This is a genomic window from Bacteroides sp., assembly GCF_028690125.1.
In the GTDB taxonomy this organism is placed as follows: domain Bacteria; phylum Bacteroidota; class Bacteroidia; order Bacteroidales; family Bacteroidaceae; genus Bacteroides.
In genome coordinates this window covers 59256-79478 of sequence record NZ_JAQVBV010000014.1, presented here as the reverse complement: position 1 = coordinate 79478, position 20223 = coordinate 59256, and the positions used below count along the sequence as shown (strand labels likewise).

The following is a 20223-nucleotide window of genomic DNA, read 5'->3' as shown; positions in this document are numbered from 1 at the left end:
TCATACGAAGATGAAAGGAATTATTCTGGCAGGAGGGAGTGCTACACGTCTCTATCCGCTTTCTAAAGCGATTTCCAAACAAATAATGCCTGTGTATGATAAGCCGATGATTTATTATCCGCTATCTACACTGATGTTGGCTGGAATACGCGAAGTGTTGATTATCTCTACCCCGCGTGATCTTCCTATGTTTCGCGACTTGTTGGGGACAGGTGAAGAACTGGGAATGTCATTTTCTTACAAGATTCAAGAGAAACCTAATGGATTGGCGCAGGCTTTCGTGCTTGGAGCCGATTTTCTGAATGGAGAGCCCGGCTGTTTGATTCTCGGTGATAATATGTTTTATGGTCAGGGATTTTCTGCTATGCTACGCCGTGCTGCCGGCATGAAAAGAGGTGCTTGTATCTTCGGCTATTATGTAAAAGATCCTCGTGCTTACGGTGTGGTGGAATTTGACGAACAGGGAAAGGTTATGTCTCTGGAAGAAAAGCCGGTACATCCGAAAAGCAATTACGCTGTTCCCGGACTTTATTTTTACGATGCCACCGTAACTGCTAAAGCAGCTTCGCTCCAACCTTCGGCTCGTGGGGAGTATGAAATAACGGATCTGAACCGTCTTTATCTGGAAGAAGGTACATTGAAGGTGGAATTGTTTGGTCGTGGATTTGCCTGGTTGGATACAGGTAACTGTGACAGTTTGCTTGAAGCTTCGAACTTTGTAGCAACTATCCAAAATCGTCAAGGGTTCTATGTGAGTTGTATTGAAGAAATTGCTTGGCGTCAGGGATGGATTTCATCGGAACAACTGCTTGTATTGGGGCAACACCTTGAAAAGACCGAATACGGTAAATATCTTATAGAACTGGCGAAACAATCCTAAAATCAACATAAAGAATTATATATGAAAACTTATTTAGTGACCGGTGCCGCAGGATTTATTGGTGCCAATTATATTAAGTATATTCTAGCTAAACACAGTGACATAAAAGTGATTGTCCTGGATGCTTTGACATATGCAGGCAATCTGGGTACTATTGCAAAAGACATCGATAACGAACGTTGTATTTTTATTAAAGGGGATATCTGTGACCATGATGTGGTGGATGGTCTTTTTGGCAAATATCGTTTCGACTATGTGGTGAATTTTGCCGCTGAAAGTCATGTAGATCGCAGCATTGAAAATCCTCAATTGTTCCTGATTACTAATATTCTCGGTACGCAAAACCTGTTGGATTGCGCTCGCCGTGCATGGGTGATGGGTAAGGACGAACAAGGATATCCTACCTGGAGAAAAGGTGTACGTTATCATCAGGTATCTACCGACGAAGTATATGGTTCTCTCGGAGCAGAAGGTTACTTTACTGAAACAACTCCGCTTTGTCCTCACAGCCCTTACAGTGCATCCAAAACAAGTGCTGATATGGTGGTGATGGCTTATCACGATACTTATAAAATGCCGGTAACGATTACCCGCTGTTCTAATAACTACGGTCCGTACCATTTTCCGGAGAAACTGATTCCACTAATTATCAAGAATATTCTCGAAGGTAAACATTTACCTGTTTACGGCGATGGCAGCAATGTGCGTGACTGGCTTTACGTGGAGGACCATTGCAAGGCAATTGACCTCGTGGTACGTGATGGTAAAGAAGGTGAAGCATATAACGTGGGCGGGCATAACGAAAAAACAAATCTTGAAATCGTGAAGCTGACTATTGCAACGATCCGCCGATTGATGGAAGAACATCCTGAATATCGTCAGGTCTTGAAGAAAAAAGTAAAAGACGAAAAGGGAGAAATTGCAATCGATTGGATAAACGAAGATTTGATTACCTTTGTTAAGGACCGTTTGGGACACGACCAACGTTATGCTATTGACCCAACTAAGATCACGAATGCTTTGGGCTGGTATCCGGAAACGAAATTTGAAGTTGGTATTGTGAAGACTATCGAATGGTATCTGAATAATCAAGCTTGGGTAGATGAAGTGACCAGTGGCGATTATCAAGGATACTACGAAAAAATGTACGGGAAATAATTTTATAAAAAGTCAGGTTTTTGTGTTGGTATCTCATATATTAAGAGGAATCCCTGTATTATATAGAGGAATTATTTTCAAGAACCATTTCGATGATGTATAGGTCATCATGTTAAGAAATAAAACATTCGTAGAAAGAAAACCTCCGTCAGCAAAATTGAATTAATAAATATTTAATGTTACTGATGGAGGATTTTTATTGATTTTTCGATGAAGTTAAATGCAGATGACACAGATTCATATGGTTTTGAATAATTAGTTTGCTAATGTGCCAATGCTATGCGGTATATAGTATAGTCAATTGGCACATTATTAATCAATTTTACAGTGGAAATATCCTGCATTCACCGAATTGATAATACACTTAATTACAGTTAATCATATCTCAGGAGGTGGTTTGAAGTCCTTTCATTAAACATACTGCTAATCCAGCTAGAAAGATGATCATAAGTAATATTCTAATTACCTTGTTGACAACAAGAGTTGAAAGAATATTCGCATATATCAATATCACTATATTGATGATCAGATACAAGTATTTGTAAGCAAATGGAATAATTCCTAAAGCAATAAGCACAAAGATGATATTAACAATATCACTCTTCTCTTTATATGGGTTTCTAAATATCATATTGCTGCAAATCTTTTATTATGTAGTATGCCCTGGTTCATTCAAAAGCTATAAGGAAGTTAATAATCATTCCAACTGATAAAAGAATCCCGAATAATAACATATTTCGAGAAGTTTCTCCAAGTATACTATTCAATTTCTTACCACTATGAATTGTTACCATTTTTCTCCATGTGCGAATGTGAGGAATAATATAAAATTGGGGTAGAAGTGCGGCGAACCAATGTCCGTCGATTAAAAACCAGAGGCAAAGTAAAGATGCGAGTAATCCTAATATTAGATAAAGATATTGTCCTAAACGCTCTCCAAAGCGAACGATGACAGTACGTTTCCCACTTCGGGCGTCTGCTTCACGGTCACGATAGTTGTTTACCACCAGCAGAGTGTCGATGAGTAATCCGCAAATTAGAGAAGCTATGGTTATGTCTGGACTCCACGTTAATGTTTGCACGTAATAAGTTCCACCTACAGGCACAAAACCAAAAAATATGATAACAAGAACGTCGCCCCAACCATTGTAAGACAAAGGGTAAGGTCCCGTTGTATAGAGAAAAGCAAAAAGTACGCAAATAAGTCCTAAAAGTATAAGTTCCCATCCGGCGTAAAATAATAATGTACTGCCGATAAGACAAGCCAGTATGATGGTAATAATGATTCCTGTCCGCATGGCTTCCGGTGAAATCCATCTCTGAGCGCAAGCACGTTCCGGACCGAGCCGGTCTTCGCGATCAGTGCCTTTGAGGTAATCAAAAAGGTCATTGATAAAGTTAGCCGCAATCTGCATCAAGCTCGCAAACAGACAACAAACAAGGGCAGGAAACCATTGAAAATGTCCGTCCATTGCGGCAAGTGCTGTGCCCACCATTACGGGAGTAATAGCTCCGGTCAGTGTCTTGGGACGTGCTGCTAATATCCATGCATATAGCGAATTACATTTAACTTTTTCCATCTTGTTTTATTTATTTCTCTACAATTAAGCACTTTCATGGACAAAGGTACACGAAATTCTTTTATCTTTGTTCATTATATCAAAAGATCATGAAGAAGAAGTTTTATCCTTTCTTATTATTGGTGCTATTTGCCTTGACTGCCTGTAAGTCGAAGAAAAATGTGTTAGCAAGTTCAGCGGTGGCTACATTGGCTACAGATACTATCCAATCTCTACAGAAAGATACATATATTCCACCCAAACATTCGGAAATCAATGATTTGACTGAACAGATGGAGCAGAATGGCAAGGTAAAAGTGGAAATTTTTTCTGACGAGGCTGCGCCCGGAGTAAAAATATATTCTTCCTCATTAAATTTGGGCACAGATTATTCCGGTATAGAGCGGGTAATGTATTATGATTTTACACACAATGATATCCCTGAAGCATTCGATGGATTTCGAATTGCTTTCATTTCCGACTTGCATTATAAAAGTCTGTTTGGGCAGACTTCGTTGCGCAATCTTGTCCGTTTGTTGAATAAGCAAAAAGCAGATGTGTTGTTGATGGGAGGGGATTATCAGGAAGGATGTGAACATGTGGAACCCTTGTTTGCTGCACTTTCGGAGGTGAAAACTTCGATGGGAATATACGGTGTGATGGGAAATAATGATTATGAGCGTTGTCATGACGAGATAATCCGTACGATGGAGCATTATGGAATGCACGTGTTGGAGCATAAAGTAGACACATTGTGTAAAGACGGTCAGCAAATATTGATTGCCGGTGTACGTAATCCTTTTGATTTGACAAAGAACGGGGTATCACCCACTTTGGCTCTTTCTCCCAAAGACTTTGTTGTTCTGTTGGTACATACTCCTGATTATGTGGAAGATGTGTCGATTGCTAATACAGATCTTGCTTTGGCAGGACATACCCATGGCGGACAAGTTCGTATATTTGGTAAAGCTCCGATACAAAACTCTCATTATGGTATGCGTTTTCTTACAGGATTTACTTATAACTCAAATAAAGCTCCGCTGATTGTAACGAATGGTATTGGAACATCACAGTTACCAATTCGTATCGGCGCTCCGGCAGAAATAATAATGATTACTCTACATAGTGCGAAAAAAGAGTAAAACTGTTAAAGGCTAATCGGTTATTTGCTTTAGTAATCAACTTTTTGAACGCATAGACAGATAGCTCCAAACCCTTGGATGAACAAAATATCTGATATCCTTTCCTTCAGAAAGAGCCTGACGGATGAAAGTTGAACTAATTTCAAACTCGGGTGAATGAACAAGACGCACAGTTTCCGGTAATTCACCTTCTTCGATGTGATATCCCGGACGCGGATAAATAAGAATCTGATTCTCTTTGATGATACGTTCCGATTCATACCAGCGGTCGAAACGTGACCAATTATCTGCACCGATGATAAAATAGAATTCCCGTTCGGGATGAGCGGCGCGTAATTTATCTAATGTATGGACACTATAAGAAGGACGTGGTAAATGAAACTCGAAATCAGAAGCGGAGAAATACGGATAATCTTTGATAGCTAGTTTCACTAACTTCAGACGTAATTTATCACTCCACAACTCGGATTGCTCTTTTAGTGGATTTTGCGGAGTAACCATGAACCAGACTTCATCTAATCCCTCATACTCACAGAGATAATTAGCCAAGGCTAAGTGTCCGATATGGATGGGATTGAATGAACCACTAAAGATTCCGGTTTTTATTTTCTCGCCTTTATCCTTCTGTCCTTCCTTTAACATTTTCATCCATTTAGGAAGAATAAACGCTTGCCTGAGAGTAATTATTAAAAGGAGAGCAGCAATAATCCACTTTCCTAAAAAAAGGCTGCACACCCCCATAATCAGACTGACAATGCCTGTAGCTGCACATAACACCGTCATGTTGGCAATCACTTTTCTGGGATACTTCTTAGCCATTTTTTGTTTACTTCTTATTTATCTAAAAACTCTTTAATTGCTTTCAAAGCTTCTGCTTTTGCAGCCTCCAAGTCATCATTAATAATGACTTTATCGAATTTAGAGGCAAAGCCAAGCTCATATTCGGCTTTCGCAATACGACTTTCAATAACTTCCGGAGCATCTGTTCCTCTACCTTCCAACCGGCTACGTAACTCTTTAACAGAAGGCGGCTGGATAAAAACAGACAGAGCACGGTCGCCATAGAATTTCTTGATGTTGCATGCGCCTACAACGTCTACATCAAAGATGACATTCTGTCCTTCTTTTAATTGCTTTTCTACCTGAGACTTCAGTGTCCCATAATAACGGTCCTGATATACTTCTTCGTATTCCAAAAACTCATTATTCTCGATGCGACTGCGAAACTCTTCCGGAGTAAGAAAGAAGTATTCAACTCCATGTTTTTCTGTTCCGCGTGGAGCACGACTAGTAGCTGAAATAGAAAATGAAAAATTCAGATTCTGTGTCAATAAATAATTGATAATAGTAGATTTGCCCGAACCTGAGGGAGCAGAAAAGATAATTAATTTGCCACTCATAACTATAATTTAAGAATGAAGATGTGTCAAAGCCTATAATAACTATTTTTCAGACACTGATTACATGGATTTCACGGATTTCACAATTCTTTGATTAACTAAATCCATGTAATCAGTGCCTGAATTTTATATTAATGACCTATTTTGCTTCTGGAATGACCTTATTTACATTACATTCAATACTTGTTCTTTGATTTGTTCCAGCTCGTCTTTCATCTGTACGACGATCTTCTGCATTTCTGCATGATTGGATTTGCTACCTAATGTATTGATCTCACGTCCCATTTCTTGGGCGATGAATCCTAGTTTTTTACCTTGACCGTTACCGTTTTCCAATGTATTGATAAAGTATTTCAGGTGATTGCTGAGGCGTTGTTTCTCTTCATTAACATCCAGCTTCTCAATGTAATAAATTAATTCCTGTTCCAACCGGTTCTTGTCGTAATCTACGCTTAAGGTCTTCTCTAGTGCATCAGTGATGCGTTCTTTTACTTTTTCTACACGTTCTTTTTCGAAGGAAGCAACGGTTTCGAGCAGATGGTTAATATTACCGATTTTCTCACGGAACTTCTTTTCCAATGCGGCACCTTCCTGCTTACGGAAATCAACCAAGTGGTTGATAGCTTCCAATACAGCTGTATGTACCATTTTCCATTCTTCTTCCGTCAGTTCCTGAATCTCAGTTTTAGTCATGACATCCGGTAAACGGAGCAATGTTTGGAACCAGTCTGCTGGAGCAGGAATACCAAGATTTTCGGAAATAGCCTGAATTTGTTTGTAGTAACCTTCTACCAAAGCCTGATTAATAGGAGTCACACCGTCCGTACTCTCCTTTTTTTCTATCCACAAGCTGAAATCTACTTTTCCACGTTCCAGAACTTTGGAAATCTCATTGCGGATTTCAATCTCTTTTTCACGGTAAGCCGGAGCAATACGAGTGGAGAGATCCATTGCCTTGCTGTTGAGCGACTTGATTTCTACGTTTATCTTTTTATCAGGAAGTTCGGCGGTAGCTTTGCCATATCCTGTCATTGACTGTATCATAATCTTAAAGTTTTGTGCAAAAGTACACGATTATTTTAAGAATTGGAAATAATCATGTAAATTTGCCACAATTTAATAAGTTGATTTTTATGTCGTGTATACTGAATATTGAAACTTCTACCTCTGTTTGCTCGGTAGCGGCCAGTCAAGACGGACAAACGATTTTTGTGAAAGAAGACTTGAAAGGCCCTTCACACGCCGTTTCTTTGGGAGTGTTTGTAGACGAAGCGTTATCATTTATTGATAATCATGCTATCCCGTTGGATGCTGTTTCCGTCAGTTGCGGACCCGGTTCTTACACAGGACTTCGTATCGGTGTTTCGATGGCAAAAGGTATCTGTTATGGTCGCAATATCCCATTGATTGGCATTCACACATTAGAAATTCTTTGTGTTCCGGTGTTGTTACAACACGACTTGCCCGAAGATGCTTTACTTTGTCCGATGATAGATGCCCGTCGTATGGAAGTATACGCAGCTATTTACGATCGTGCTTTGAAAGTGAAACGTGAGATTGCTGCCGACATCGTAGACGAGAATTCTTATCTTGAATTTCTCGACGAACATCCTGTTTACTTTTTTGGTAACGGAGCAGAAAAATGTCGTGAGAAAATCACTCATCCCAATGCACACTTTATCGAGAACGTTCATCCGTTAGCAAAGATGATGTACCCGCTGGCAGAGAAAGCCGTGGCATTGGAAGATTACAAAGACGTTGCTTACTTCGAACCTTTTTACCTGAAAGAATTCGTAGCTTCCCAGCCCAAAAAACTTCTTTAACCTAAACCGGACATAGTATTTTTCTCAATTTTTAATTTTTAATTCTCAATTTAATAAATGCAATACAATACCCAACAAAAAAGAATGCCGCTTCCCGAATACGGACGTAGTATCCAGAATATGGTAGATTTTGCGCTGACTATTCAGGATCGTGCCGAACGTCAGCGTTGTGTCAATACAATTATCAACATTATGGGAAATATGTTTCCCCATCTGCGCGATGTACCTGATTTCAAACATAAACTTTGGGATCACTTGGCTATCATGTCTGGTTTTGAGTTGGATATTGACTATCCGTATGAAATTATCCGTAAAGATAATTTGGTGACTAAACCGGAATCGATACCTTATTCTAATATTCGTATGCACTATCGTCATTACGGGCATACTTTGGAAGTTTTGATAAAGAAAGCCTGTGAATTTCCGGAAGGAAACGAAAAGAGAAACTTGGTAGCAATGATTTGTAACCATATGAAGAAGGATTACATGGCCTGGAATAAAGATACAGTGGACGATCATAAGATTGCGGAAGATTTGAACGAACTTTCGGATGGCAAACTCGAACTGACAGATGATATCCTCCGTTTGATGGGAGAACGTCTGAATCAGAATTATCGTCCGAAGCCGACTTATAACAATAACAGGAATAATAACAATAATCAACGGAGAAGATATTAATCAAAATTCTATGGCTTCATTTGTAATCGAAGGAGGACATCGGCTCAGTGGGGAAATTCATCCTCAAGGAGCCAAAAACGAAGTTTTGCAGATTATCTGTGCCACGTTGCTGACTGCAGAGGAAGTGACGGTGAACAATATACCTGATATATTGGATGTCAATAACCTGATTCAGCTTATGCGGGAGATGGGAGTAACGGTTGCAAAGCAGGGTATTGATTCTTATACTTTCAAAGCTGAAAACATTGATTTTACTTATCTTGAAAGTGATGAATTCCTGAAAAAATGCTCAAGTCTCCGTGGGTCGGTTATGCTGATCGGTCCGATGGTAGCCCGTTTTGGTAAAGCACTGATCTCGAAACCGGGTGGAGATAAAATTGGTCGTAGGCGTTTGGATACTCACTTTGTCGGCATTCAAAATCTGGGAGCTGATTTTCGTTATGATGAAGAACGTGGTGTTTATGCAATTACTGCTGACCGTCTTCAAGGCAACTATATGCTGCTGGACGAAGCATCCGTAACCGGTACTGCTAATATTGTAATGGCTGCTGTGCTTGCTAAAGGTACGACTACCATCTACAATGCTGCTTGTGAACCTTATTTGCAACAACTCTGCCGTATGCTCAATCGAATGGGAGCGAAGATCGGCGGCATTGCATCCAATCTGCTCACAATAGAGGGTGTGGAGGAACTGCATGGTACGCAACATACCGTATTGCCCGATATGATTGAGGTGGGCAGTTTCATTGGTATGGCAGCAATGACCAAAAGTGAGATTACCATTAAGAACGTTTCTAACGAAAATCTCGGCATTATCCCGGAAAGTTTTCGTCGTTTGGGCATCAAACTGGAGCAGAAGGGAGACGATATCTATGTCCCTGCTCAGGAAACATACCAGATCGAATCTTTTATTGACGGCTCCATCATGACGATAGCCGATGCTCCATGGCCTGGATTGACACCGGACTTGTTGAGTGTGATGCTGGTAGTAGCTACACAAGCCAAAGGAAGCGTATTGATTCACCAGAAGATGTTTGAAAGTCGTTTGTTCTTTGTGGACAAATTAATAGATATGGGAGCACAGATTATTTTGTGTGATCCGCACCGTGCCGTTGTCATCGGACATAATCACGGTTTTACCCTGCGTGGTGCCCGTCTTACCTCTCCCGATATTCGTGCAGGTATCGCTTTGCTGATTGCTGCTATGAGTGCGGAGGGAACAAGTACCATCAGTAATATTGAACAGATAGACCGGGGGTACCAGAATATTGAAGGACGCCTGAACGCTATCGGAGCAAGAATTACCCGTATATGATAAAGAAAGAAGAAGTATATAAGATTGGAATATTTAATAAGCCGCATGGCATTCACGGCGAGTTGCAATTTACGTTTACGGATGATATTTTCGACCGTGCAGATTGTGATTACCTGATATGTCTGCTCGATGGAATCTTCGTGCCTTTTTTTATCGAAGAATACCGTTTCCGTTCAGATTCTACCGCTTTGGTGAAGCTTGAAGGAGTGGACACAGCCGAGCGTGCCCGGATATTTACCAATATCGACGTTTATTTTCCGGTGGAGTATGTGGGTGAAGTTGAAGCCGGTGAATTGTCGTGGGACTTCTTCGTCGGTTTCCGTATGGAAGATGTTCATCACGGATTGCTGGGGGAAGTCGTAGAAGTAGATACAACTACGGTGAATACTCTTTTTGTAGTCGAACAGGAAGGAGAAGAATTCCTTGTCCCTGCTCAGGAAGAGTTTATTTTAGGAATTGATCAGGAGCAGAAACTTATTACGGTGGAGCTGCCTGAAGGATTGCTGAATTTAGACGAATTGGAAGAAGATTAAATAATTGAAGAAGAATAAGTAATGTATCATAATTAATAATATGCATGACAAAGAGCATATTAAAAACTAATTTTAATATATTACTTAATAGATTAAAGTAACTAATTAGTAATTAACCGAAGGATGCCAAAAAGAAGACGAAGCAAAGCTTTCTGGAATAATTTCAAGTTCAAGTATAAACTCACAATCACCAATGAGAACACACTTGAAGAGATAGTTGGGCTTCATGTATCCAAGCTTAACGGTCTTTCCGTTTTGCTGACTGTGTTGGCGGTACTCTTTTTGATAGCTGCTTGTATCATCGCTTTTACTCCTTTACGCAACTACCTTCCGGGTTATATGAATAGTGAAGTCCGCGGTCAGATTGTAAATAATGCGCTTCGGGTGGACTCTTTGCAACAGATCTTGGACAAGCAGAACCTCTATATCATGAATATTCAGGATATATTTAGCGGAAAAGTACGGATTGACAGTGTGCAAACATTGGATTCGCTGACAGCAGCCCGGCATGATACTTTGATGGAACGTACTAAACGCGAAGAGGAATTCCGCCGCCAATATGAAGAAACTGAAAAGTATAATCTGACAACCATTGCTTCTCAACCGGATGTAAACGGACTAATTTTCTACCGCCCGACACGTGGTATGGTTTCCGATCATTTTGATGCGGAGAAGAAACATTTCGGAACGGATATAGCAGCCAATCCCAATGAAAGCGTATTAGCTACTATGGACGGAACAGTTATTTTGAGTACATATACTGCTGAAACAGGTTATTTGATAGCTGTGCAACATAATCAAGATTTTATTTCAGTTTACAAACACTGCGGTTCACTGCTGAAGAAAGCAGGTGAACGAGTGAAAGGAGGTGAAGCTATTGCCTTAGTCGGAAACAGCGGAACCCTCAGTACTGGTCCTCATTTACACTTTGAACTCTGGTATAAAGGTCGTCCGGTCAATTCGGAGAAATATATCGTATATTAAAGTGGGTATGATGATAATAGATTAAAGAAGGAACTTGATAATAATGAATATAGAGAACAATAAAAAGAAAAAACAGATAGCAATTTTAGGTTCTACCGGTTCTATCGGTACACAGGCACTACAAGTGATTGAGGAACATCCCGATCTGTACGAAGCCTATGCGCTGACCGCCAACAATCGGGTGGAACTATTAATAGCCCAGGCAAGGAAGTTTCAACCGGAAGTGGTGGTAATAGCCAACGAAGAGAAATACACCCAGTTGAAAGATGCGTTGAGCGACCTTCCTATCAAAGTATATGCAGGTACAGACGCTATCTGCCAGATTGTGGAAGCCGGACCTATTGATATGGTTCTGACGGCCATGGTAGGATATGCAGGACTCAAGCCGACTATCAATGCTATTCGTGCAAGAAAGGCTATTGCATTGGCTAATAAAGAGACGCTCGTCGTTGCCGGAGAACTGATCAATCAGTTGGCACAACAATATCATGCTCCTATTTTGCCGGTTGATTCCGAACACTCTGCTGTCTTCCAATGTTTAGCGGGAGAAGTCGGCAATCCGATAGAGAAAGTGATATTGACTGCATCAGGAGGACCGTTCCGTACTTGTACGTTAGAACAACTGAAATCTGTTACCAAGGCACAAGCTTTGAAACATCCGAATTGGGATATGGGAGCTAAGATAACGATTGATTCTGCTTCTATGATGAACAAGGGTTTTGAGGTTATTGAAGCCAAATGGTTATTTGGTGTTAAACCCGCGCAGATAGAAGTAGTGGTACATCCACAATCTGTTATCCATTCCATGGTACAGTTCGAAGATGGGGCGGTGAAAGCGCAACTCGGTATGCCGGATATGCGTTTGCCTATTCAGTATGCATTCTCTTATCCGGATCGTATTCCTTCTTCTTTCGACAGGCTCGACTTTTCTAAATGTACGAATCTGACGTTTGAACAACCTGATACGAAACGTTTTCGCAACTTGGCATTAGCTTATGAAGCCATGTATCGGGGAGGAAATATGCCTTGTATTGTAAATGCTGCTAACGAAGTTGTCGTTGCTTCATTCTTGAAAGATGGTATCAGCTTTCTTGGCATGAGTGATGTGATAGAGAAAACAATGGAGCGTGCTACTTTCGTATCAACACCGACTTATGATGATTATGTAGCAACTGATGCGGAGGCTCGGAAAATTGCCGAGAGCTTGATATAAAGACGCTTTATGAGTTTCTCCCATTACGGAGAAATTTGAAATGTCTCACTTATATTCGATATATCTTGAGTCAGTTTTGATAAAAGATATTATTGTAGAGAAATAAATTAGTATTAATATAAAATTGAAAATAGCCTCAGGCTTCTCTTCTTTAGGAGATAGTTAATAAGAGGCATTAAATTGTGATTATATGGAAACATTTTTGATTCGTGCCCTGCAATTGATCATGAGCCTCTCGTTGCTCGTCATCATTCACGAAGGCGGGCATTTTCTTTTTGCCCGTTTGTTTAAGGTGCGTGTAGAAAAATTCTGCTTATTCTTTGACCCTTGGTTCACCCTCTTCAAATTCAAACCCAAGAAGAGTGACACTGAATATGCTGTAGGATGGTTGCCGCTAGGTGGTTATGTTAAGATTGCTGGTATGATAGACGAATCTATGGATACCGAACAGATGAAACAACCCGAAAAGCCCTGGGAATTCCGTTCCAAACCGGCTTGGCAACGTTTGTTGATTATGGTAGGAGGGGTACTATTCAACTTCTTGCTGGCACTGTTTATCTATTCTATGATCCTTTTTGCATGGGGCGACCAATATATAAAGGTTCAAGATGTTCCCCTTGGAATGGATTTCAATGAAACAGCTAAATCCATAGGTTTCAAAGACGGAGATATTCTCTTGTCTGCTGACGGTGTACCTTTTGTACGTTATGATGGTGATATGTTGAGTCAGGTTGCTGATGCCCGTGAAGTAAGTGTACTTCGAGGCGGTAAGCAAGCTTCTGTATACATCCCCGAAGATATGATGCAGCGTTTAATGACAGACAGTATCCGTTTTGCTTCATATCGTTTCCCGTATGTAGTAGATAGTATAAGAGTCAATTCCCCGGCTGCCCTTGCCGGTGTTCAACCGGGTGATAGTATCATAGCTTTAGATGGTAAGCCCATTTCTTATTCTGACTTTAAAGAAGCTATGGCAGAGCGTAAAAAGAATGAAGCTACACTTCGTAATGATAGCATTGATCCTCGCTTGATCACATTGACTTATGTACGTGGCGGTGTGACTGATACTCTGACTATGCAAGTTGATACAGCTTATCTGATGGGTGTAAACGCTTGTATCGAAACAGAACGTCTTCTGCCGATGGTAAAGAAACAATATAGTTTCTTCGAATCATTCCCTGCAGGAGTCGCATTGGGCGTAAAAACGCTGAAAGGATATGTAGGAAACATGAAATATCTCTTCTCAAAAGAAGGAGCAAAACAGTTGGGAGGCTTCGGAACCATTGGTAGCATTTTCCCTGCAACATGGGATTGGCATCAATTCTGGTACATGACTGCGTTCTTGTCTATTATCCTTGCATTCATGAATATCCTTCCGATTCCTGCATTGGACGGAGGTCACGTGCTCTTCCTTTTCTATGAGATTATAGCACGTCGTAAACCGAGCGACAAGTTTATGGAATATGCTCAGATGGCCGGAATGATTCTGCTCTTCGGCTTACTGATTTGGGCAAACTTTAACGATATATTGAGGTTTTTCTTCTAGCTTTTGAACCTGCAATCGTAAGTGTGTCTGATTACTATGAATAAAATGAAATATAGCTGTATCGTATTATTGGGGTGTCTGTTAGCCGCTTTTACAATGAAGACGGAACGGACACGTCCGATAAATTGGGTGAATATCTTTATCGGCACTTCTCCCAGTACAACGAAAGCAGCTAATGCCCACGGGAAAGGTACGGAGGAATTAGGTCAGACTATTCCTGCCGTATTAACTCCTAATGGGATGAACAGTTGGACTCCTCAGACACGATTGACAGAGAATAAATGCGTTGCTCCTTATTATTATAGAGACTCCTTGTTTTACGGTTTTCGTGCTTCACATTGGATAAACGGAGGCTGTGCTCAAGATTACGGCTCATACACCATTATGGGAATGAGCGGTTCATTGAAATGTTTGTCGGAAGATAGAAAGGTCTTTTTTCGTCATGATGATGAAGTAGGTACGCCTGCCTATTATTCGGTTCGTTTTCCCGACTCCCGGTTCTTATCAGAGATGACTGCTACGGACAGGGGCGCTATATTCCGGTATACGGTTGCAAAAGAAGATTCTGTATATGTAGTCATCACTCCTAATAATGATCACCGTAGTGGTTCTATTACCATTGATGTAGAAAAACAGGAAATCAGAGGCTATAATCCGGTATATCGAATTTATCAGGGAATGGGGAAACCTGCAGGATTCAGTGGACATTTTGTAGTTCGTTTCGATCGCCCTTTCACTGTATATGGAGTATATAACGAGAAAGAACGTTTGCAGGATGCTACTCAGATGGAAGGCACGCGTGAGTTAGGAGCGTATATCGGCTTTAAGTTAAAGGAGGGAGAGAAGCTGACGGTAAAAGCAGCAACCTCTTTTACCAGTACCGATGCTGCATCCCGTAATCTGGATACGGAGATTCCCGGATGGAATTTTGAAAAGATACGTTTTGCCACCGAAGAACGCTGGAATGAACATTTGTCGTCCATTTCAGTAGAGACTGACAACGAAAATGACAAAAAGATGTTCTACAGTGCCTTATACCGTTGCTCCATCTTGCCGAGAATATACAGTGATGTGGATGGTACATATCCCGCTTTTTCGTTAAAAGATTCGATAGTCAATGATTCCTCTTTTGTCTATTATGATGATTTCAGTGCATGGGATACTTATCGTGCATTAATGCCTTTAATGCATTTGATGAGTCCCGAAAAAGGTGCTGATATGGTTGCATCCTTAGTGTCAAAATATGAACAAGGTGGGTGGTTGCCAATTTTTCCTTGCTGGAATAGTTATACTTCTGCAATGGTAGGAGATCATGCCATAGCTATGATAGGGGATGCAGTTATGAAAGATATTCCCGTTCATCATCTGGAAAAAGCTTATGAAGGAATGCGTAAGAATGCTTTTGAATCTCCGGCTGATTTGGCAGATTATGCGGATGGTAAGGGGCGTAGGGGACTGGCTTCTTATATGGAATACGGCTATATTCCTATGGAAGATCCCGTAAAAGAAGCATTTCATAGAGGTGAGCAGGTTTCTCGTACCTTGGAATATGCTTATGATGATTTCGTACTGTCTCAGGTAGCTCGGAAATTGGGTAAGAAAGAAGATGCAGAGTTGTTGAGGAACAGAGCGTTGAATTATAAGAATATGATTGATCCTACCACAGGATATGCAAGAGGAAGGCACAAGAACGGATCTTTTATTGATTATTTTAATCCGTTTGTATTTGCACCTTACATCACCGAAGGTTATCCGTGTCACTATACCTGGTACGTTCCTCAGGATATTCAGGGTTTGATGCATAGAATGGGGGGTAAAGATGTTTTTGAAGCCAAACTGGATTCTATGTTTTCAGAGAACAGATATTGGCATGGAAACGAACCTTGTCATCAGGTTGCCTATCTCTACAACTGGTTAGGAAAGCCGTTTAAAACTCAAAAGCATATCCGTCGTATTATGGAAGAAGAATACTTGTTGGATGTGGGAGGATTATCGGGTAATGACGATTCCGGGCAGATGTCCGCTTGGTATGCGTTTGCAGCTTTAGGATTTTATCCGGTGTGTCCCGGAGTTCCTGAATATGTAATGGCAAGCCCTACTTTTCGAAAAGTAACGATCCGGTTGAAGAACGGAAAGACTTTTAAAGTCGTAGCAAAGAACACCAGCGACAAGAATATCTATATTCAATCGGCAACTCTCAACGGAAAACCGTATACTAAGAATTATTTGAGTCATTTTGATATGATGAACGGAGGAACACTGAAACTCGTTATGGGTGAAAAACCTTCTTTAGAGTGGGGAAGTGGTGACGGTGATTTACCTTTTTCAATTTCTAAGTAAAAGGTCTATCGTAATTTGTTTATATCTTCTCAAAGATTGAATTCAAACATCTCAATATTTTTTTCAGAGACCGTCCATCTTTTTATTTTTCTTTCCAATGTTTTGAAAGATCATATAACCTTGTTTGAGAGGCTATTTTATTTCATTAAAAAGAAGAACATTATCTCTTTGTCGGGCATATATAGACAGCACGCTAGATATATATTGCCCAGTATAGTGGATTTATATATCTGGCATGATGAGTATATATGTCCACCAAACGCTATATTCTCAACATCTTTTTCTCCCGTTCCAGATCCGTTTCATCCAGCTTTGGCGAAGGTACAGTACAAGTTTTGATATAATCTCCCTCCTGACAAGTATAATTGTAATACGCTTCTAATTCCGGTGTCAGTTCTTCTTTTGGAACCAATTGTCCCTCCATTTTTAAAAACTCATTAATATCCGTACTATCGGATTGCTTCACCAGCACTATACGACGTGCTATTGGATTGTGATTGTAATCCAGACAGAGATACAGCCCTTTCAGCATATTGGGGAATTCATAATGCGGGAGTTGCAGGTAGATAGTGACCAGAGCAAATTGTGGCAAGTCCCGTTCATTAAATATCAGATAAGAATTCTGATGATTGCTGATAATGCCTCCTCCCCAATGAACAGATTTATAAGCATTGATCATGCCCACCTTTACATATTCACAATTATCGGATGCACAAATCATATATGGTTCAATTTTCAGACTATCCGTCGAAGAAGAGAGACTATAACTAAGATAAATCCCGCTGTAATTGAAAACATCCTGTACAGATTCTTTCATTTCCCTTCCTAGTAATTTGACCAAAGGGTTTCCACTATCCGCTTCCCCCTGTTGTTCAGGCTCCATTTCGAGAAGCAACAATTTCATAGAGCTTACATTATTTAATAAGCGTTTTTTGGAAACATTATTCACTAATGCCAGTGCTTCGTCCAAGGCATCATCCGGAGTACGGGTTTTCAGAAGATCAATATAAGCAGGTAAAACACTGGAGTATAAAGCTGACAATACACTTGGAGCCATATCCACCCGGTCAGCAATCTCTTTCATCTTTACTCCGCTATTGCGTAGATACTCTATTCTTTTATATATCTCTGTCAGTTCATCCATGATTTGAGTAGTCGTAAAATTGATTTATGTTGCAAAGAAATGACTGTTATATTATGTTCCTGTTGCATGAATATTACATTAATATTTCAATACATCAAAAGCCTAAAATATACAATATGATTCATTGAAATTCATTTTTTCGCTGGTTTCTGCGCCCTAATTTTGCATCGGAAACAAAAAACAATGTGTTATGAATTTCAAAGAAAAACTGTCGCCCTCGGCACAAAAGAAACTTTCAGATATACTCTTTATCCTTTATGCAGGAGGAGCGGCACTGCTATCTTACTCATTAGTTTATGCACTTCGCAAACCGTTCACGGCTGCTACATTCGACGGTATGGAACTTTTTGGCATGGATTATAAGATAGCAACCAGCATCATCCAGATATTCGGATACATGGTATCCAAGTTTATCGGGATCAAACTTATTTCTGAGCTAAAGAGAGAAGGCCGCCTGAAATTCATTCTTGTCTCCATTTTGGTTGCTGAACTCTCTTTAGTTCTTTTCGGATGCCTTCCCCAACCCTTTAATGTATTAGCGTTGTTCTTCAACGGACTTTCTCTGGGATGTATGTGGGGTGTCATTTTCAGTTTCCTCGAAGGAAGACGCGTAACCGATCTGTTAGCCTCTCTTTTCGGACTGAGCATTGCGGTGAGTAGCGGTACGGCTAAGTCAATCGGGCTTTTTGTAGTCAATACCTTGCACGTCAGTGAATTTTGGATGCCGGCTTTAATTGGTGCAGTCGCACTGCCTCTGCTGGCAGGATTGGGCTATCTGCTCGACCATCTTCCCAAACCTACTGCTGAGGACAAAGCATTACGAGTGGAACGAATTACTTTAAATAAACAACAACGCTGGAGTCTCTTCCGCAACTTTGCCCCTGTACTGACACTGCTTTTCTTCGCAAACCTCTTTCTAACTGTACTTCAGGATGTAAAAGAAGACTTCCTGGTGAAAATAGTCGATGTCAATGCAGCCGGTTTTTCTTCCTGGATATTTGCTAAAGTAGACGGAATAGTCACTCTTATTATCTTGGCAGTCTTTGCTTCTCTGGCATTGATGAAAAGCCATATAAAGGTACTCTCTACTCTCTTGATATTAGTCATTGCCGGAGCTGTTACACTTAGCTTCGTAGCTTTCAATTATCATACATTGCAATTGTCTCCGTTAGTATGGTTATTTATTCAAAGCCTCTGTCTCTATTTCTCTTATCTCAGTTTTCAGACGATATTCTTCGACCGTTTTATTGCCTGCTTCCGCATCAAGGGAAATGTAGGATTCTTCATCGCTATGATCGACTCCATCGGATATACAGGCACAGTACTGGTATTGTTATTCAAAGAATGCTTTAATCCGGACCTTAATTGGCTCGAATTCTATAATACAATGGCAGGTACGGTAGGAATTGTCTGTTGTGTTGCATTCACTATTTCTTTGGTATACTTGATACAGCGTTATAGAAAAGGTACACTTGAAACTGCTACAATTGAATCTCAGAATGGAGAGAAGTCTTGGCTAAAGAATGGCACAGTAGCAAAAGAAGAAGCATTGTCTTACTGATGGAAAAGTATTTAATAAACAACTTATATATAAAAGCAAGAATGAAAAAGATTGAATGTATTATTATGGACTGGGCAGGTACTGCCGTTGATTATGGATGTTTTGCACCCGTTGCGGCATTCATCAAAGCATTTGCCGAGAAAGGACTGGTGATTGACGTGGTACAAACTCGCAAACCGATGGGATTGCCTAAAATCCAACACATCCGTGAACTATTGTCAATGTCTGAAGTAAACGAACAATTTCTTAATCGTTACCAACGTGCATGGACAGAAGAGGATGTTGTAGAGCTGAACCGTCTTTTTGAAAAGCATCTGTTTGCTTCTCTCGAAAACTACACCGATCCTATTCAGGGAGTAATCCCTACATTGGAGAAACTTCGTGCCGAAGGTATTAAGATTGGCTCCACTACCGGATATACGCGTGAAATGATGGATGTCGTACTTCCAACTGCCCTTGCAAAAGGTTATCGCGTTGATTACTGTGCAACTCCAAACCTTCTTCCCTCCGGACGCCCGGCTCCTTATATGATTTTCGAGAATCTTACCAGACTTGCAGTACCTTGTCTGGATACGGTAGTGAAAGTTGGAGATACAATTGCCGATATCAAAGAAGGTGTAAACGCCAAAGTATGGAGTGTGGGCGTAATTCTCGGTAGCAACGAAATGGCATTGACCGAGGAGGAAACAAAAACTCTTTCTGCCACAGAACTGGAAGTACGCATTGAAGACGTTGAAGAGCGTATGCTTGCTGCAGGAGCCTCTTATGTCATTCGTACGATGGAAGAACTTCCCACATTGATTGAAACGATTAATGCAAGACTGAATTGATTTTTACACTATCATGTATATCAACAAATAGATTTAGTAGTTTATTAAAGTATGTTCAAGAAGCCATTTTTCTGGCACGGATTTCACGGTTTTTCGTGTTATAATCAGATTAGGAAG

Annotated in this window: 18 protein-coding genes; 13 read left to right on the top strand and 5 right to left on the bottom strand. The window is 40.4% G+C overall.

Annotated elements, in window-relative coordinates; genetic code table 11:
- Positions 1-10: 10 nt before the first annotated feature.
- The gene (gene rfbA, locus PHO71_RS11055) at positions 11-880 is read left to right on the top strand and encodes a glucose-1-phosphate thymidylyltransferase RfbA (RefSeq protein ID WP_300203125.1); all 870 of its coding nucleotides are present in this window, start codon (positions 11-13) and stop codon (positions 878-880) included.
- 21 nt (positions 881-901) lie between these two features.
- Positions 902-2038 carry a dTDP-glucose 4,6-dehydratase gene (gene rfbB, locus PHO71_RS11050; protein ID WP_300203122.1) on the top strand — a complete coding sequence of 379 codons (1137 nt, stop codon included), beginning with the start codon at positions 902-904 and terminating at the stop codon, positions 2036-2038.
- A 668-nt stretch (positions 2039-2706) separates the two neighbouring features.
- Here rfbB and PHO71_RS11045 read toward each other — a convergent pair.
- Complete coding sequence (locus PHO71_RS11045; RefSeq protein ID WP_300203117.1) at positions 2707-3618, bottom strand: 1,4-dihydroxy-2-naphthoate polyprenyltransferase; 912 nt, start codon at positions 3616-3618, stop codon at positions 2707-2709.
- 89 nt (positions 3619-3707) lie between these two features.
- On the opposite strand from PHO71_RS11045, the gene PHO71_RS11040 reads away from it, so the two are divergent.
- The gene (locus tag PHO71_RS11040) at positions 3708-4739 is read left to right on the top strand and encodes a metallophosphoesterase (protein ID WP_300203114.1); all 1032 of its coding nucleotides are present in this window, start codon (positions 3708-3710) and stop codon (positions 4737-4739) included.
- Between the two features lie 36 nt (positions 4740-4775).
- Here the strand turns inward: PHO71_RS11040 and nadD are convergent, their stop codons facing one another.
- The 3 genes from nadD to PHO71_RS11025 all read right to left on the bottom strand — a co-directional run bounded on the left by nadD (position 4776) and on the right by PHO71_RS11025 (position 7183).
- A complete protein-coding gene (gene nadD / locus PHO71_RS11035; RefSeq protein ID WP_300203227.1) occupies positions 4776-5381 on the bottom strand; it encodes a nicotinate (nicotinamide) nucleotide adenylyltransferase in 606 nt (201 codons plus the stop codon).
- Positions 5382-5572: 191 nt separating this feature from the next.
- On the bottom strand, positions 5573-6139 hold the full coding sequence (gene gmk / locus PHO71_RS11030) for a guanylate kinase (protein ID WP_300203111.1): 567 nt from the start codon (positions 6137-6139) through the stop codon (positions 5573-5575).
- Between the two features lie 165 nt (positions 6140-6304).
- Positions 6305-7183 (bottom strand): YicC/YloC family endoribonuclease, encoded by an 879-nt coding sequence (locus PHO71_RS11025; protein WP_300203108.1) that lies wholly within the window; start codon positions 7181-7183, stop codon positions 6305-6307.
- Positions 7184-7272: 89 nt separating this feature from the next.
- Between PHO71_RS11025 and tsaB the strand changes: the two genes are divergently transcribed.
- The 8 genes from tsaB (at position 7273) to PHO71_RS10985 (ending at position 16571) form a co-directional block, all read left to right on the top strand.
- Positions 7273-7962, top strand: a complete 690-nt coding sequence (gene tsaB, locus PHO71_RS11020; protein ID WP_300203103.1) for a tRNA (adenosine(37)-N6)-threonylcarbamoyltransferase complex dimerization subunit type 1 TsaB — start codon at positions 7273-7275, stop codon at positions 7960-7962.
- Between the two features lie 57 nt (positions 7963-8019).
- Positions 8020-8640 carry a DUF4290 domain-containing protein gene (locus PHO71_RS11015; RefSeq protein WP_300203064.1) on the top strand — a complete coding sequence of 207 codons (621 nt, stop codon included), beginning with the start codon at positions 8020-8022 and terminating at the stop codon, positions 8638-8640.
- Positions 8641-8650: 10 nt separating this feature from the next.
- Positions 8651-9955 (top strand): UDP-N-acetylglucosamine 1-carboxyvinyltransferase, encoded by a 1305-nt coding sequence (gene murA / locus PHO71_RS11010; RefSeq protein ID WP_300203061.1) that lies wholly within the window; start codon positions 8651-8653, stop codon positions 9953-9955.
- Positions 9952-10488: a ribosome maturation factor RimM gene (rimM, locus tag PHO71_RS11005; RefSeq protein ID WP_300203058.1), complete on the top strand. Its 537-nt coding sequence runs from the start codon at positions 9952-9954 to the stop codon at positions 10486-10488. Before murA ends, rimM begins: the two co-directional genes overlap by 4 nt.
- A gap of 123 nt (positions 10489-10611) precedes the next feature.
- Positions 10612-11472, top strand: coding sequence for a M23 family metallopeptidase (locus PHO71_RS11000; protein ID WP_300203055.1), 861 nt, complete (start codon positions 10612-10614; stop codon positions 11470-11472).
- 43 nt (positions 11473-11515) lie between these two features.
- Positions 11516-12685 (top strand): 1-deoxy-D-xylulose-5-phosphate reductoisomerase, encoded by a 1170-nt coding sequence (locus tag PHO71_RS10995; protein ID WP_300203052.1) that lies wholly within the window; start codon positions 11516-11518, stop codon positions 12683-12685.
- A 190-nt stretch (positions 12686-12875) separates the two neighbouring features.
- The gene (gene rseP, locus PHO71_RS10990; protein ID WP_300203049.1) at positions 12876-14231 is read left to right on the top strand and encodes an RIP metalloprotease RseP; all 1356 of its coding nucleotides are present in this window, start codon (positions 12876-12878) and stop codon (positions 14229-14231) included.
- A gap of 36 nt (positions 14232-14267) precedes the next feature.
- Positions 14268-16571 (top strand): GH92 family glycosyl hydrolase, encoded by a 2304-nt coding sequence (locus PHO71_RS10985; protein WP_300203046.1) that lies wholly within the window; start codon positions 14268-14270, stop codon positions 16569-16571.
- A gap of 262 nt (positions 16572-16833) precedes the next feature.
- On the opposite strand, the gene PHO71_RS10980 is transcribed toward PHO71_RS10985, so the two are convergent.
- On the bottom strand, positions 16834-17715 hold the full coding sequence (locus PHO71_RS10980; RefSeq protein ID WP_300203043.1) for a hypothetical protein: 882 nt from the start codon (positions 17713-17715) through the stop codon (positions 16834-16836).
- A gap of 190 nt (positions 17716-17905) precedes the next feature.
- Between PHO71_RS10980 and PHO71_RS10975 the strand changes: the two genes are divergently transcribed.
- Together PHO71_RS10975 and phnX are read left to right on the top strand one after the other, a co-directional pair.
- Entirely contained in the window at positions 17906-19276 is a 1371-nt protein-coding gene (locus PHO71_RS10975; RefSeq protein WP_300203040.1) for a DUF5690 family protein, read from the top strand.
- Between the two features lie 41 nt (positions 19277-19317).
- Positions 19318-20106, top strand: coding sequence for a phosphonoacetaldehyde hydrolase (gene phnX, locus PHO71_RS10970; RefSeq protein ID WP_300203037.1), 789 nt, complete (start codon positions 19318-19320; stop codon positions 20104-20106).
- The last annotated feature ends 117 nt before the right edge of the window (positions 20107-20223 follow it).